Source organism: Chachezhania sediminis (assembly GCF_009765275.1).
Taxonomy (GTDB): Bacteria; Pseudomonadota; Alphaproteobacteria; order Rhodobacterales; family Rhodobacteraceae; genus Chachezhania; species Chachezhania sediminis.
The window spans coordinates 401,053-414,784 of sequence record NZ_VOPH01000004.1 but is presented as its reverse complement, the minus strand read 5'-3'; the positions used below and the strand labels follow the sequence as shown (position 1 = coordinate 414,784).

Annotated in this window: 11 protein-coding genes; 3 read left to right on the top strand and 8 right to left on the bottom strand. The window is 64.8% G+C overall.

From position 1 onward, the window contains the following. Positions 1–26 precede the first annotated feature (26 nt). Both FQK05_RS15400 and FQK05_RS15395 read right to left on the bottom strand, forming a co-directional pair. The gene (locus tag FQK05_RS15400; RefSeq protein ID WP_158968363.1) at positions 27–1,640 is read right to left on the bottom strand and encodes a carboxyl transferase domain-containing protein; all 1,614 of its coding nucleotides are present in this window, start codon (positions 1,638–1,640) and stop codon (positions 27–29) included. Between the two features lie 52 nt (positions 1,641–1,692). Then, on the bottom strand, positions 1,693–3,222 hold the full coding sequence (locus tag FQK05_RS15395; protein WP_158968362.1) for an AMP-binding protein: 1,530 nt from the start codon (positions 3,220–3,222) through the stop codon (positions 1,693–1,695). Between the two features lie 95 nt (positions 3,223–3,317). Here FQK05_RS15395 and FQK05_RS15390 point away from each other — a divergent pair, with 95 nt between their 5' ends. Further along, complete coding sequence (locus FQK05_RS15390) at positions 3,318–3,920, top strand: OmpW/AlkL family protein (RefSeq protein ID WP_158968360.1); 603 nt, start codon at positions 3,318–3,320, stop codon at positions 3,918–3,920. An 88-nt stretch (positions 3,921–4,008) separates the two neighbouring features. Here the strand turns inward: FQK05_RS15390 and FQK05_RS15385 are convergent, their stop codons facing one another. The 4 genes from FQK05_RS15385 to FQK05_RS15370 form a co-directional block, all read right to left on the bottom strand. Next, the gene (locus tag FQK05_RS15385; protein ID WP_158968358.1) at positions 4,009–4,527 is read right to left on the bottom strand and encodes a lysozyme inhibitor LprI family protein; all 519 of its coding nucleotides are present in this window, start codon (positions 4,525–4,527) and stop codon (positions 4,009–4,011) included. Further along, positions 4,524–4,916 carry a DUF1622 domain-containing protein gene (locus tag FQK05_RS15380; protein ID WP_158968356.1) on the bottom strand — a complete coding sequence of 131 codons (393 nt, stop codon included), beginning with the start codon at positions 4,914–4,916 and terminating at the stop codon, positions 4,524–4,526. The genes FQK05_RS15385 and FQK05_RS15380 overlap by 4 nt, the downstream gene beginning before the upstream one ends. 4 nt (positions 4,917–4,920) lie before the next feature. After that, the gene (locus tag FQK05_RS15375; protein ID WP_158968354.1) at positions 4,921–6,084 is read right to left on the bottom strand and encodes an isovaleryl-CoA dehydrogenase; all 1,164 of its coding nucleotides are present in this window, start codon (positions 6,082–6,084) and stop codon (positions 4,921–4,923) included. 405 nt (positions 6,085–6,489) lie between these two features. Next, positions 6,490–8,076: a putative bifunctional diguanylate cyclase/phosphodiesterase gene (locus FQK05_RS15370; RefSeq protein ID WP_158968352.1), complete on the bottom strand. Its 1,587-nt coding sequence runs from the start codon at positions 8,074–8,076 to the stop codon at positions 6,490–6,492. Positions 8,077–8,274: 198 nt separating this feature from the next. On the opposite strand from FQK05_RS15370, the gene FQK05_RS15365 reads away from it, so the two are divergent. Further along, positions 8,275–8,706, top strand: a complete 432-nt coding sequence (locus tag FQK05_RS15365; RefSeq protein WP_158968350.1) for a hypothetical protein — start codon at positions 8,275–8,277, stop codon at positions 8,704–8,706. Positions 8,707–8,906: 200 nt separating this feature from the next. Here FQK05_RS15365 and FQK05_RS15360 read toward each other — a convergent pair whose 3' ends face one another. Next, on the bottom strand, positions 8,907–10,673 hold the full coding sequence (locus FQK05_RS15360; protein WP_199252678.1) for a SulP family inorganic anion transporter: 1,767 nt from the start codon (positions 10,671–10,673) through the stop codon (positions 8,907–8,909). A 48-nt stretch (positions 10,674–10,721) separates the two neighbouring features. Then, positions 10,722–12,401, bottom strand: coding sequence for a bifunctional protein tyrosine phosphatase family protein/NAD(P)/FAD-dependent oxidoreductase (locus FQK05_RS15355; protein WP_158968348.1), 1,680 nt, complete (start codon positions 12,399–12,401; stop codon positions 10,722–10,724). A 551-nt stretch (positions 12,402–12,952) separates the two neighbouring features. On the opposite strand from FQK05_RS15355, the gene FQK05_RS15350 reads away from it, so the two are divergent. Then, on the top strand, positions 12,953–13,705 hold the full coding sequence (locus FQK05_RS15350) for an SDR family oxidoreductase (RefSeq protein ID WP_158968346.1): 753 nt from the start codon (positions 12,953–12,955) through the stop codon (positions 13,703–13,705). The last annotated feature ends 27 nt before the right edge of the window (positions 13,706–13,732 follow it).

The following is a 13,732-nucleotide window of genomic DNA, read 5'->3' as shown; positions in this document are numbered from 1 at the left end:
GGCCCCCGACCCGAAAGACCGGCCCATCACATCCGGAACACGCCGAACCGCGTGTCCTCCACCGGCGCGTTCAGCGCCGCCGACAGCGACAGGGCCAGCACGTCCCGGCTCTTGCGCGGATCGATCACCCCGTCGTCCCACAGCCGGGCCGAGGCATAAAGCGGATGCGACTGCTCCTCGAACATCTCGATCGTGGGCCGCTTGAACTCGGCCTCGTCCTCGGCCGACCAGCTGCCGCCGCTCCGCTCGATCGCATCGCGCCGCACGGTCGCCAGAACGCCCGCAGCCTGGGCGCCGCCCATGACGGAAATGCGGGAATTCGGCCAGGTCCACAGGAAGCGCGGCTGATAGGCCCGGCCCGCCATGCCATAGTTGCCAGCCCCGAAGGAGCCGCCCACCAGCATGGTGATCTTCGGGACAGAGGTCGTGGCAACGGCGGTCACCATCTTGGCCCCGTGCCGCGCGATGCCCTCGTTCTCGTATTTCCGGCCCACCATGAAGCCGGTGATGTTCTGCAGGAAGACCAGCGGCACCTTCCGCTGGGAGCACAACTCGACGAAATGCGCCCCCTTCTGGGCGCTCTCGGAAAACAGGACTCCGTTGTTGGCGATGATGCCGACGGGTATCCCCTTCACTTGGGCAAAGCCGCAGACCAGCGTCTCGCCGAAGCGCGGTTTGAACTCGTCGAAATAGGATCCGTCGACCACCCGGGCGATGACCTCGCGGATATCGTAGGGCGTACGCAGGTCGCCGGGCACGACGCCCAGGATCTCTTCCGGGTCATAGGCCGGCTCTTCCCAGCCAGCAGCCAGCAGCTCGGGCTTGACCCGGCCGCCCACACCCGCCAGCGACCGCACCGCGCGGCGCGCCAGGGCCAGCGCGTGGGCATCGTCCTCGGCCAGGTAATCCGCGACGCCGGACAGGCGTGTATGGACGTCGCCGCCGCCCAGGTCCTCGGCCGAGACCACCTCGCCCGTCGCGGCCTTCACCAGCGGCGGGCCGGCCAGGAAGATCGTCCCCTGTTCGCGCACGATGATCGACACGTCCGACATCGCCGGCACATAGGCACCGCCCGCCGTGCAGGACCCCATGACGACGGCGATCTGCGGAATGCCCCGCGCGCTCATGTTGGCCTGATTATAGAAGATGCGCCCGAAATGTTCCCGGTCCGGGAAGACCTCGTCCTGGTTCGGGAGGTTCGCCCCGCCCGAATCCACCAGGTAGATGCAGGGCAGGTTGCATTCCGCCGCGATCTCCTGCGCGCGCAGGTGCTTCTTCACCGACATCGGGTAATAGGTCCCGCCCTTCACGGTGGCGTCGTTGCAGACCACCATGACCTCGCGCCCCTCGACCCGGCCAACACCGGCCACGACACCCGCGGCAGGCGCATCGCCGCCGTACATGCCATGGGCCGCCGTCGCCCCGATCTCCAGGAACGGCGCGCCGGGATCCAGCAGGTTCGCCACACGTTCCCGCGGCAGCATCTTGCCCCGCGCGACATGGCGTTCCCTGGACTTGGCGCCGCCCCCCTCGGCGGCCAGTGCCGCAGCCTCCGAGATCTGCTTCAGGGCCTCCAGATGCGCGGCCCGGTTGGCCTGGAAGGCCTCGGACGACGGAATGGCCTTGGATGCGATTTTCATGCGGTCCTCCCACAGAGTGTTCCTGCCCATGCGCCGGCAGCGGTGGCACGGGTCATGCCGTCCCCTCCGCCGCAGCGCGGGCCTTGAGTTCCTTGCGGATCACCTTCCCGGTGACCGTCATCGGCAGCGCGTCGAGGAAGGTGACCTCGCGCGGGTAGGAATAGCTGGCAAGCCGCGCCTTGACCCAGTCCGACAGCTCCGGCCCCGTGGCCGCGGCGCCGGGTTTCAGGACGACATAGGCCTTCACGATCTCGGTCCGCAAAGCATCTGGCTTGCCCACCACACCAACGGTGGCCACGGCCGGATGGGTCAGCAGGCAGTCCTCGATCTCGGCCGGGCCGATGCGGTAACCGGCCGAGGTGATCACGTCATCCTCGCGGCCCACGAAGCGCACGTATCCGTCTTCGATCACGCCCTTGTCGCCGGTCACCAGCCAGTCGCCCCGGAACTTCCCGGCCGTGGCCAGGGGCTTCTTCCAGTATTCCAGCAGCATAGAGGCCGATCCGCGGCGCACGGCGATATCGCCCTCGCCATCCGTCACCCGGCCCGCCTCGTCGATCACGGCGACCTCGTGCCCCGGGACCGGCTTGCCGATGGATCCCGGACGCACCGGATCGTCCACCGCACAGCCGGACACGGTCATGTTGCATTCCGTCTGGCCGTAGAATTCGTTGATCGTCAGGCCAAAGGCGCGGCGGCCCCAGTCCAGCATCTCGGCGCCCAGCGGCTCTCCCCCGGAGGCGACCGACCGCAGGTCCCGGATCAGCAGGTCCGCGGCCTTCAGCATGCGAAGCGCAGTGGGCGGGAAGAAGACGTTGCGCACCCCTGCCCGGTCCACGACCTGTGCCGCGCCTTCGGGGGTGAACTTCTCCATCCGCGCGGCCACGACCGGCACGCCAAGCGCCAGCCCGGGCATAGCCACGTCGAACAGGCCCCCGATCCAGGCCCAGTCGGCCGGCGTCCAGATCACGTCGCCGGGCTGGCCCAGGTGATCGTGGCTGAGCGCGACGCCCGGCAGATGACCGGTCAGCACCCGGTGGCCGTGCAGCGCGCCCTTGGGCGAACCCGTCGTGCCGGAGGTATAGATAAGAACCGCCGGATCCTCGGGCCCGGTATCGGCGAAGGGCACCGGCGCGCCCTCTTCCCCTGCTTCGGACACGATCACCGCGGGGGCCAGGTCGCCAAGCTGCACCGCGCCATCCAGATCCGTCAGCACCAGAACCGGATCGGCATCGCCGATCCGGCTGGCCAGCGCGTCGTGCTGGAACAGCTTGAACAGCGGGACCGAAATCGCGCCAACGGTCCAGATCGCCAGATGCGCGGCCGCGCACCAGGGCGATTGCGACAGCAGCACGCCGACCCGGTCGCCCGATTCCACCTCTCGCATCAGCCGCCGGGCCAGGGCCTGGGTCATCGCCGCCAGTTCGCCCCGCGGAACATCCCGGCGCGCACCGCCGGTCAGGTCGATGATCGCCAAGCCGTCCGCCGGTCCGGCCAGCGCCTGCGCAGCCATGTTCAGACGGTCGGGAATGTCCCAGGCATGCCCATCACGCAAACCGGGTATGTGAACTTGACGGGTCATCCTGCGGAAATCCCACAACTTTCTTGATCCAGATCAGTGTAGGACAAGTCCGGACATGGGAGACTGAGGGCACCAATCGAAGACTGGACAGACCCATGACCACGAAAATCGTTGCACTGACCCTTGCGACCGCGCTGACCGCCGTCGCTGCCCCCGCCTTCGCCCAGAACCAGGGCGACTGGACCGTCGGCATCGGGCTTGGCTATGTGAATCCGAAATCCACGAACGCCACGGTTGGCGGTTCCAAGCTGGAAGTAGGCGACAACACCCGCCCGACGCTGACCGTCGAATACTTCATCCGCGACAACTTGGGGATCGAGCTTCTGGCTGCCGCCCCGTTCGAGCATGACATCTCGCTGGGGGGCAACAATATCGGCTCTACCAAGCAGCTGCCGCCCACGGTGTCGCTGAACTATCACTTCCCGACCCAGACGATCTTCAAGCCCTTCGTCGGCGTCGGTGTGAACTATACCACCTTCTGGGACACGCAGAGCTCCCTGGGTGACCTGAGCCTCGACAACTCGTGGGGCTATGCGCTCCATGCCGGTGCCGACTTCCAGTTCACCGACAACGACGCGATCCGTTTCGACGTGCGTTATATCGACATCAGCACCAAGGCCACGCTGAATGGCACCTACCTTACGGACGTGGACGTCGATCCGGTGGTACTGGGCGTGTCCTACGTCCATCGCTTCTAAGAAGGCATGACCTACGGCGGCCCCCATCGGGGACCGCCTCCCGCTGGCGGCAACCGGAACCGGGATATGCGGCCAGCCCTCCATCGCGTCAGAACGGGTCCGACCCAAGGAAGATCGCCTGTTCGGCGGTCGTGCGCAGAAGACAATCGACAAAGGCCGTCGACGCACCGGTTCCATTGGTCCAGAGCGAGGCCACATAGGCACACTTGTCGTCCCGGAACGCGATCCAGCTGCGCTGCATCGTCCGCAGCGCTTCTGCCTGGCTGGGCACGTCGATGCCGTCTTCCTTCATCATCGCATCCGAGGTCGCAGCCCGGCCCATCGCGTCCTTGTAGGTTGTGTTCAGCAACCGGTCCCACCAGCCGGCTTCGTCCTGCAGGCAGGCGCCGATGCCGATGGTCGTGCTGCCCCCCGGCGCATCCATGCATTCGTTTGTCGATTTCCCGATGCAAAGACGCCGCGCGTCGTCGCCTTCGGCGGTCGCATAGCAATCAGCGGTGGCGGTGCTGGACAAGGGCACCTCGGGCACGTCATCGGCCCATGCGCCAACCGCCGTCACAAGCGTCACAAGCGCCGCGGAAAGGATGGACATACGTATCAGGGTCATTCCTCGATCTCCTGTCTCAGGGTGCGGATCTCGCGATCCAGGAAGAAGCTGACGACCGACCGGATCGCCACAAGTGCGGCCAGGAAGATCAGATCCTGCAAGGACAGGCTCAGCGCGGTGTGGATCAGATCAGAGACGATCATCAGTTCCAGCGCCGACAGGATGTAGCCGCCCAGCTGGATCCGGACCTGGTTCATCTTCCGTATCCGCGCGTCCGGGTCCATGCGAAGTTCGTTCCGCACGATGGCAAGGATGAACCGGGCCGTGCCCAGCAGCATCATGGCCACCGCGATCAGTTCGATTGCAGTGGCCAGCCAGTCGAGCACATGGACCAGACCGCCCAGCCCCAGATCTTCCGGCGCACGGGTCGACGACTGCAGATCCACCATGGGATCAGCCCATCGTGCCCATCAATTCGCGTCCGATCAGCATGCGGCGGATTTCCGACGTGCCGGCGCCGATCTCCATCAGCTTGGCATCGCGGAACAGCCGTGCAACCGGCGCATCGGCAAGGAAGCCCGCGCCGCCAAAGGCCTGCACCGCCTGATGCGCCTGCACCATCGCCTGTTCCGACGCATAGAGACAGCACGCCGCCGCATCCTGGCGCGTGACATCGCCCCGGTCACAGGCCTTGGCGACCTCGTAAACATAAGCGCGCGCCGAATTCATCGCCGTGTACATGTCGGCGATCTTGCCCTGCATCAGCTGGAAGGACCCGATGGGCGTGCCGAACTGCTTGCGCTCGACCATGTAGGGCATGACCTCGTCCATGCAGGCCGCCATGATGCCCGGCCCGATCGCCGCCAGCACCACGCGTTCGTAATCCAGCCCCGACATCAGTACGGCCACGCCGCGGCCTTCCTCGCCCAGGATGTTCTCGAACGGGACTTCCACGTCTTCAAAGATCAGTTCTGCCGTGTTCGATCCCCGCATCCCCAGCTTGTCGAAATGGGGTGAGGTCGAGAAGCCCTTGAACTCCTTCTCGATCAGGAAGGCGGTGATGCCCTTGGACCCGGCGGTCTTGTCGGTCTTGGCATAGACCACCAGCGTGTCGGCATCGGGGCCGTTGGTGATCCAGTACTTGTTGCCGTTCAGACGGTAATGGTCGTTCCGCTTTTCCGCGTTCAGCGTCATCGACACGACGTCGGATCCGGCGCCCGCTTCGGACATGGCCAGCGCACCGACATGTTCGCCACTGACCAGGCGCGGCAGGTACTTTGACTTCTGTTCCGGCGTTCCGTTCAGGCTGATCTGGTTCACGCAGAGGTTCGAATGCGCGCCATAGCTGAGCGAGACACTGGCCGAAGCGCGGGCGATTTCTTCCACCGCCACGGCATGGGCCAGGTATCCCATGCCGACGCCGCCATATTCTTCCTCGACCGTGATGCCCAGAAGGCCCATCTCTCCCAGTTCGCGCCAAAGCGCGGGCGGGAAGGCGTTGGTCCTGTCGATCTCGCCGGCCATGGGGCGGATCCGCTCCTGCGCGAAGCGATGGACCGTATCGCGCAGCTGATTGACGTCCTCGCCCAGATCGAACTGCATGCTTGCGTTGAACATCTTCCCCTCCCCGTGGTGGCGTTCTGCGCCCAACGATAGCCCCCGCCTGCGCCGGTTGCTACCGCGATGCGCGGGCATTTATTGAACACTTGTTCATATACATAGAAGGAGGTGCCGTCCTGCGTCAAGAGCCGAGAGCCGGGGAACGGTGCGTGGGGACCACGCACCTTGCGCCAAGGTTCCGCCACGCCGGGCCAGGGGCGATGGGCCGGGACGATCAACGGTTGAAAGAACTGAAGAGCAAGCGCCAGGGGCACCAAGACATCGACCACATCGATCCATGGCCGATGTTCCCGCCACGCCGATCGACGCCCGACGGTCGGCAAGCCACGCGGTCCCCACACACCTTGCCCCGGAAAGCCCTGCGAGAGACACATAGTGCCCGAGAGCCCCAGGCTTGCCCGGTCAGGCCTGCCTGCTCGCCGGGAAATGGACCTTCGGCCGTTCCTCGCAGTCCTCGACGGCGTCCAGCAGCCAATCGACTTCATCGGCCGAAATCGCCTTGTTGAAATAGAACCCCTGCCCGTATTCGCAGGCCAGAGCGCTGACGAATTCCAGATCGCTTTCGGTTTCGATGCCTTCGGCGGTGACGCCGATCTTCAGGCCGCGGGCCAGCGACAGGATGCCTTCGACGATCCGCTGGTTGCTGGGATCGGCCGCGATATTGGTGATGAAGCTGCGGTCGATCTTCAGCCGGTCGAAGGGCAGACGGCGCAGGTTCGACAGGCTGGAGAAGCCGGTCCCGAAATCGTCCAGCGCCACGGTCACGCCCATGGACTGCAATTCGCGGATCGCGCTGCCGGCAAAGTCCATGTCGACGATCACCGCGTTCTCGGTGATCTCGATCTCCAGGCAATGCGGGTCAAAGCCTTCTTCCCGCAGGATATCGCCGATCTTCTGCACAAGCGCACCGTCCAGGAACTGCTTGGGCGAGATATTGACCGCCAATGTCAGGTCCTTGGGCCAGTTTCGGGCCCGGCGGCAGGCCTGGCGCAGGATGGTCCAGCCCAGTTCACTGATCAGACCCGTATCCTCGGCAATCTCGATGAAAACGTCCGGAGAAATCGGGCCGCGCTGCGGATGGGTCCAGCGGGCCAGCACCTCGAACCCCCGGATCTCGTTCGTGCCAAGGCCGCAGATGGGCTGAAAGAAAGGAAACACTTCCTCGTTCCGCAGGGCCATACGCAGGTCGTTTTCCAGTTCCGCCCGCTCGCGCGAGCGCTGGCCCAGATCGGCATCGTACCAGGCCAGCGCGCCGCGCCCGGCCCGCTTTGCCACGTAAAGCGCCCTGTCCGCCTGCTGCAGCCCTTCGGTCACCAAGGCGTCGGCCCCGGCCCGCGCCAGCCCGATGCTGGTGCCGATCACCACCGTCAGGTCGTCCGCCCGAAATGGCTGCCCGATGCTGGTGATGATCCGGCGGGCGATACGCTCTGCCTCGTTGGTGTCGGTTTCCTCTCCGAAGAGGATGGCGAATTCGTCGCCGCCCAGCCGCGCGACGGTGCTTTCGGCGTCCAGTTCCGCCTGGATACGCCGGGCGACGCATTTGAGGACCGCATCGCCCACGGCGTGGCCGTGCAGGTCGTTGACGGGCTTGAACCGGTCCAGGTCGATGATGGCGACGATGCGGCAAGCCCCTGCCCCGGCTTCGGCCAACGACTTGAGCCGCGACTGAAAATAGCGCCGGTTGGCCAGCCCCGTCAGCGGATCGAACCAGGCATGCTGTTCCGCCTGCCTTTGCGCCTCATCCCGTTCGCGCAAGGCCTGGGACAGATGGCGCCAGCGCCAGATCAGCGCCCCGCCCGTGGCCACGGAGCTGAGAAGGACCAGAATCCCGATCTCGTCCAGTTCCCAGTCTTCGTGCTGGCGGCTGAATTCGTGGAACCGTTCGAACAGTTCCAGCGTCACCGCAATCTGCCAAAGCACCAGCGTGATGGCCACGATGGCCAGGTAACCAAGGTTGGACTTGAGGTGTTTCCACACGGTGATCGGCATCCGGAACATTCAACTGGGGCAGCCACCGGACAGTACCGCCGATAGTCTTGGCGCCGGGTTAACGGATCCGGAAAATCGCAACCTCCGGCGTGGCTGCCGCCGCCTTCCCGCATGCCACTTCTTGCCTGGCAGAAGGTGGGGCCTTAGGGTCGGCCATGACAGCAAGAGCCCGCAATCAAGCAATCCAGAGGTGATCGAATGCGCCAACTATTCCTTGCGGCCGGCTTGATACTCGCGACGGTCGGCGCGGCCCGGGCGGAGGAGATCCCCGACCTGACCGGACGCTGGACCTTCACGGCCGAAGCGGTGGGTTTCACTTTCGACAAGTACGGCGTCAGCGAAGAGACGGCGTTTCGCACTTTCGAAAGCACGGTTGACTTCGACCGGCAGGACGGGCGGCGTGTGGCCGGGCACGAGGTGGACCACAAGGTCTCGTCGGGGCCCGACCCGATCGGGATCGAGCGGGTGGTCGCCGTGATCGGGCATGACAACAAAAGCGTCTACATGGTGGACGAGAACGGGTTCCGGGACTGCGTGATCCTGGATGCCGACACGATGAGCTGCGTCTATCGCCACACGCTGGAGCATCGTTCGGATATCTCGGTCGGCTATTGGAAGCGGCAGAAATAGCGGCCGAGGTGCACCTTACGGCGCGTCGGCGTCGCCGCGGGGCATGCGGTTTCCAAGCAGCTTGCCCGGGTTTGCCAACGGCGGTTGAAGACCACGCACCCTACGGGTTCCAGAGGGCTTCCGGCCTGGGCTTGCGGTAGGGTGCATGCTCCGCACGCACCATCCCACGGTTTACCAGCCGTGCGGGGCGACCACGCACCCTACGCGTGACAGGCCTGGACCAGACGCTTGCCACGCAGGGTTTCCATGGCCAGTTCGGGCTCCAGCGCCGAGAAGGCGTCGTACTGGGTCAGGTACACCCCGCCCGTGAGCGCATCAAGGAAATGCGAGCGTAGCAGGCGGTCCATGACCGGGCCCTTCACCTCGGACAGATGGAAGGTGACGCCGGACTCCTTCAGGTGATGGTTGATCTCTTCCAGCGCCTCCAGGGCCGAGGCATCGATCTCGTTCACGGCCGAACATTGCAGGACCACATGCTGCACCGTCTTGTCCTGCGCGACCGCTTTGTAGATCCGGTCCTGAAGATATCGGGCGTTCGGGAAATAGATGCTTTCGTCCATCCGCAGCATGTAGAGCCGGGGGCTGGTCACGACCCGGTGGCGTTCGACGTTGCGGAAATGCTCGGTCCCCGGAACCTGCCCCACCACGGCACAGTGCGGCCGCGAGGTGCGATAGAGATAGAGCGTGATCGACAGCAGCACACCGGCAACGATGCCGACCTCGACCCCGAAGCCCAGGGTCAGGACGATGGTGGCAAACTGCGCGGCGAAGTCGCTTTTCGAATAGGACCAGATCCGCTTCAGCGCGCCGAAATCGACGAGGCTGAGGACGGCGACGACGATGGTTGCGGCCAGCGTCGCCTTGGGCAGGAAATAGACCAGCGGCGTCAGCGCCACGGCCGCGATGGCCAGACCCACGGCGGTATAGGCCCCCGCGGCGGGCGTTTCGGCGCCCGCGTCGAAGTTCACGACAGAGCGGGAGAAGCCGCCCGTCACCGGATAGCCGCCCGTGAAGGCCGCGCCGATATTGGCCGCGCCCAGGCCGATCAGTTCCTGGTCCGGATCGACCCGCTGACGCTTTTTCGCGGCGAAGGTCTGCGCCACAGAAATCGATTCGACGAAGCCCACGACCGAAATCAGCAGCGCCGGAACCGCAAGCAGCTCGATCATGTCTAAGGACAGCGCGGGGATCGTGAAGGGCGGCAGGCTTTGCGGCACCGCGCCCACGATCTTCACCCCGGCTTCGTCCAGGCGGAAGACCCAGACGGCGACGGTAGTGGCGACGACGGCGGCCACGGGGCCGGCCTTGGTCAGGACATCAGCCAGCTTGGGCTTCAGGCCCAGGGCCAGCAGGCGCGGTTTCAACCCCTTGCGGACCCAGAACAGGAAGCCGGTGGCGGCCGCGCCCAGAACAAGGGTGATGATATTGGTCTGACCCAGGTGCAGGACGATGTCATACAGCATCTCGGGCAGCGTGTGGCCGCCGGCATCGATGCCCAGAAGGTGTTTAAGCTGGCTGGCCGCGATCAGAAGACCGGAGGCCGTGATGAAGCCCACGATCACCGGATGCGACAGGAAGCTGGCCAGAAAGCCCAGCCGGAAAATCCCCATGGCCATCAGCATGACGCCCGACAGAAGCGCCAGCGTCAGCGCCGCGGCGGCATAGCCCATGGTCCCCTGCTCTGCCACTTGCCCCACGGCCGCGGCAGTCATCAGGGACACGACCGCCACCGGGCCCACGGCCAGCGCGCGCGAGGTGCCGAAGATGGCATAAAGGATGATCGGCGCGATCGAGGCATAGATGCCCGCCTCGGGCGGCAGGCCCGCCAGAAGCGCATAGGCCAGGGACTGCGGGATCAGCATGATCGTCACGATCACCGCGGCGATCATGTCGTTGCCGAAGGTTTCCCGCGTATAGGTTTTGCCCCAGTCCAGGATGGGCATGTAGGTCTTGATGCGCTCGATCATCTTGTGCCTCGTGGCGCCGGGGTTTCGCCCGGTCTGCGTCGGTCTGTATCAGTGTTTGGCGGCTGAAATGGATTCGGGTTTTGCCATCCATTCCCGCCCGCGCAGCATGGCCATCCAGTAGATCGGCGGCAGCATGCGTTCCTTCATGAACCATGCCGCACGCGTGGCCTTGGTGCCGTCGATCAGGAACTTGGGGAAACTGGGAAGCAGTACCCCGCCATAGCCGAATTCCGCCAGCACGATCTTGCCGCGCTCCACCGTCAGCGGGCAGGAGCCGTAGCCGTCGTATTGCGCGGCGGGCCCGTGGCCCTTGATGTCGGCCAGCACATTTTCGGCCACCACCGGCGCCTGCTTTCGCGCGGCAGCCGCAGTCTTGGCGTTGGGCGCGTTCATGACGTCGCCCAGGCTCCACACATTCTCGTAGGTCTTGTGGCGCAGCGTCACCTGGTCGACATCGACCCAGCCGGCCTCATCGGCCAGCGGCGAGACGCGAATGAAATCCGGCGCCACCTGTGGCGGGCTGACATGCATCATGTCGAAATCGACCGTCACGCGGGTGGCTTCGGTATCGGGCGCCTTTACCTCGAAGGTCGCTTTCTTCGCGGGGCCATCGACGGCGACAAGGTTGTGGAAGAAGTTCAGGTCGATCCTGTATTTCTTCACGTATTCCTCCAGCGCCGGGACATAGTCCTTGACCCCGAACAGCACCCCGCCCGCATTCATGAACTGGATGTCGATGTCCTGCAAAACGCCGGCCTTCGTCCAGGCATCGGCGGACAGGTACATGGCCTTCTGCGGTGCGCCCGCGCATTTGATCGGCATCGGCGGCTGGGTGAACAGCGCCCGGCCGCCCTTCATGTCCTGCACCAGTTTCCAGGTATAGGGCGCCAGGTCATAGCGATAGTTCGAGGTGACGCCGTTCCGTCCCAGCGTTTCCTCCAGCCCCTCGATCCGCCCCCAATCCAGCTTCAGCCCCGGGCAAACGATCAGGCGAGCGTATTTGACCACCCGGCAACCGTCCAGAATGATGGCGTTCTTTTCAGGCTCGAAGGCGGCAACGGCGGCCTTGATCCAGTGGACGCCGGCGGGGATCAGGCTGCCCATGGTCTTCGCAGTATCGGCCGCCTGGAAAACGCCGCCGCCGACCATGGTCCAGCCGGGCTGATAGTAATGAATGTCCGCCGGGTCGATCAGCGCGACCTGAAGCGAGGTGTCGCGGGCCCTTAGGCTGGCCGCAACTGAAATGCCCGCAGCACCGGCGCCCACGATCACCACGTCGAATTCGGCATCGGCCACGTCGGTCGGCGTGCGCCCGCCGTTGGCAATGCGGCGCGCCACGCCGTTCATGTCGTATCCGGCGGCCTTGGTCCTGGCCAGGATCTCCGACAGCGGCAGCTGGTTGGCCTGCATCAGCGACCAGAGCGTGGCCGACCGAGTGCCGGTCCGGCAATAGGCCAGGACCGGCCCCGGCAGCGCCTGCAGGGCGTCGGCAAAGGCGGCCGTATCCTCGTCCCGGACCATGCCGGCAGTCACGGGCACATAGCGGACCTCAAGCCCGGCCTCCCTGGCGGCGGTCTCGATCTCCTCGACGGACGGCTGGTCGGCACCTTCCCCGTCGGGACGGTTGCATATGATGGCGCGGAAGCCCCGATCCTTCAGCGCGGCAATGTCACCGGCCGCGATCTGCGGGCTGACGGACAGGTCGGACGTGATCGAGCGGATTTCCATGGCAGGCCTCTGGCAGTTGCGGCCCGGTCGCAGGCTGATGCGCCGACCGGGCGGTTCGGGTGCGTTCACTCTCCTTCAACGCGCTGCCAGAGGGTCGTCAGACCCCCGAGAACGCGAGACGGCCGCAAAGCCCCGCTGCGTGGTCCCTGCCCGTCTCCCCTGACGATGGCAGCGCCCGCAGGCCAAAGCGGCGTCTGCGAAACACATATATATATGCGAATATATTATCAAGAGGTGGCTGGAGGTCCCGCAGCAGGCGATCCGTTGGGGACAATCGACAAGTCTGACCGCACGGAGCGCGCGATGTGTCTGGCCCAAGAAAATGCTAGTCTTCCTGTCAGGCCTTCGCCCCGAAGGGCGCCAGATGGAAAGCCGATGCGCAGGCCCGACGCGGCAAAAGTCCGACGTTAAGCCCAACCTTCCGGACACCGCACCACAAGCGACGAGTTGATCTCGCCCTTCGAACGAGCGCGTTTGCGCAAGAAGCGGATCGTTCGAACAGCAGGCCATTGCCTAAGCAGTTCCCGACACATCATCAGACGGAGACGGAAATGCTTCTGGAAGGCAAGACAATCATCATTACCGGCGCAAGCAGCGGCATCGGAGCCGCGGCAGCAAAGATTTTCGCAGCCGAGGGCGCAAGACTTGTCCTCGGTGCGCGCCGTGCTGAACTGCTTGAGTCAATCGTAGACGAGATTTCGGCTGATGGAGGCGAAGCGGATTTCATCGTCGGGGACGTTGAAGAGAACGGCTATGCAGAAGAGTTGGTGAAACGCGCCGAAGAGCGCTTCGGTGGTCTTGATGGTGCGTTCAACAATGCGGGCACGACAGGAGACGTGGGACCAATCCCCGACATGGATGAGAGCAACTGGCACAAAGTGATGGCGGTGAACCTCAACAGCGGATTCTATGCGGCGAAACATCAGATACCGGCGATGCGCAAACGCGGCGGCGGCTCGATTGTCTTCACTTCCTCCTTCGTTGGGCACACGATCGGGCTGCCTGGCATGGGCGCCTATGCCGCGGCGAAGGCGGGCCTGATCGGTATGACCCAGGTTTTGGCGGCGGAACACGGGCCGGAGAACATCCGCGTCAACGCGCTCCTGCCTGGAGGCACCATGACACCGATGGCTGGTGAGGATGCCGGTTATCATGAGATCGTGCGGAGTTTTCATGCACTGAAGCGCATGGCTGATCCATCCGAGATCGCGCAGGCGGCTCTCTTCCTGCTTTCCGATCATGCGTCATTCGTGACCGGGACCGCAATGATCGCGGATGGCGGAAATTCGATCACCAAACTCTAAGGTACACGAAGCGGACATTGGCCAATC

What these genes read in the sequence shown, in the direction of transcription:
- FQK05_RS15400 (WP_158968363.1), bottom strand. Translation starts at nt 1,640, where the DNA reads ATGAAAATCGCATCCAAGGCCATTCCGTCGTCCGAGGCCTTCCAGGCC.
- FQK05_RS15395 (WP_158968362.1), bottom strand. Translation starts at nt 3,222, where the DNA reads ATGACCCGTCAAGTTCACATACCCGGTTTGCGTGATGGGCATGCCTGG.
- FQK05_RS15390 (WP_158968360.1), top strand. Translation starts at nt 3,318, where the DNA reads ATGACCACGAAAATCGTTGCACTGACCCTTGCGACCGCGCTGACCGCC.
- FQK05_RS15385 (WP_158968358.1), bottom strand. Translation starts at nt 4,527, where the DNA reads ATGACCCTGATACGTATGTCCATCCTTTCCGCGGCGCTTGTGACGCTT.
- FQK05_RS15380 (WP_158968356.1), bottom strand. Translation starts at nt 4,916, where the DNA reads ATGGTGGATCTGCAGTCGTCGACCCGTGCGCCGGAAGATCTGGGGCTG.
- FQK05_RS15375 (WP_158968354.1), bottom strand. Translation starts at nt 6,084, where the DNA reads ATGTTCAACGCAAGCATGCAGTTCGATCTGGGCGAGGACGTCAATCAG.
- FQK05_RS15370 (WP_158968352.1), bottom strand. Translation starts at nt 8,076, where the DNA reads ATGCCGATCACCGTGTGGAAACACCTCAAGTCCAACCTTGGTTACCTG.
- FQK05_RS15365 (WP_158968350.1), top strand. Translation starts at nt 8,275, where the DNA reads ATGCGCCAACTATTCCTTGCGGCCGGCTTGATACTCGCGACGGTCGGC.
- FQK05_RS15360 (WP_199252678.1), bottom strand. Translation starts at nt 10,673, where the DNA reads ATGATCGAGCGCATCAAGACCTACATGCCCATCCTGGACTGGGGCAAA.
- FQK05_RS15355 (WP_158968348.1), bottom strand. Translation starts at nt 12,401, where the DNA reads ATGGAAATCCGCTCGATCACGTCCGACCTGTCCGTCAGCCCGCAGATC.
- FQK05_RS15350 (WP_158968346.1), top strand. Translation starts at nt 12,953, where the DNA reads ATGCTTCTGGAAGGCAAGACAATCATCATTACCGGCGCAAGCAGCGGC.